Source organism: Dietzia sp. UBA5065, assembly GCA_002415925.1.
Lineage (GTDB): Bacteria > Actinomycetota > Actinomycetes > Mycobacteriales > Mycobacteriaceae > Dietzia.
The window spans coordinates 14183-15124 of record DIAZ01000122.1 but is presented as its reverse complement, the minus strand read 5'-3'; the positions used below and the strand labels follow the sequence as shown (position 1 = coordinate 15124).

The window sequence follows — 942 nt, the reverse complement described above, 5'->3', positions numbered from 1 at the left end:
GCCGGGGTGGAACGCGATCTGCTCGGTCTCCGCGAAGAAGTTCTTCGGGTTGCCGGTGAGCGTCATGGTGCCGATGAGCTGCACCGGTGCCTGCTCCTCGGGTACGAATTTGGTGGGGTCGAGCAGGTCGATGCCGTTGAACATCTCGCTCACACCGTCGGAGTCCACCGTGTCCGGGAACACCTGGATCCCCAGGTCCCACTCGGGGTAGGCGCCGGACTCGATCGCGTCGGCCAGGTCGCGCCGGTGGAGATCGGGGTCCATCCCGGCGGCGATCTGCGCCTCCTCCCACACCAGCGAGTGCACGCCGAGGCGGGGCTTCCAGTGGAATTTGACGAGGCTGGTCTCTCCCGCCTCGTTGATCAACCGGAAGGTGTGGACGCCGAAGCCCTCCATCATCCGGTAGGAGCGCGGGATGCCGCGGTCGGACATGTTCCACAGCGTGTGCGCCTGCGCCTCGGTGTGCAGCGAGACGAAGTCCCAGAAGGTGTCGTGCGCGCTCTGCGCCTGCGGGATCTCTCGATCCGGGTGCGGCTTGGCTGCGTGGACCACGTCCGGGAACTTGATGGCGTCCTGGATGAAGAAGACCGGGATGTTGTTGCCCACGAGGTCCCACGTGCCCTCGTCGGTATAGAACTTGGTCGCGAAGCCGCGGGTGTCGCGGACGGTGTCGGCAGAACCGCGCGAGCCGAGGACGGTGGAGAAGCGGACAAAGACCTCGGTCTCCTTGCCGTCCTCGAACACGCCGGCGCGGCAGACGCTCGCGGCGGCGCCGTTGGCCCGGAAGACGCCGTGCGCGCCGGCCCCGCGGGCGTGGACGACACGCTCCGGGATCCGCTCGTGGTCGAAGTGCATGATCTTCTCGCGCAGGTGGTGGTCCTGCAGGAGGGTGGGCCCGCGGCGCCCGGCCTTCTGCGAGTGGTCGGTGTCGGAGATCCGGGC

Annotated in this window: 1 protein-coding gene; it reads right to left on the bottom strand. The window is 68.0% G+C overall.

The window, feature by feature from the left end; translation table 11 throughout:
• Positions 1-942, bottom strand: a 942-nt coding sequence (locus B4M60_RS09425; RefSeq protein WP_291082738.1) for a catalase, incomplete at both ends; no start/stop codon positions are given.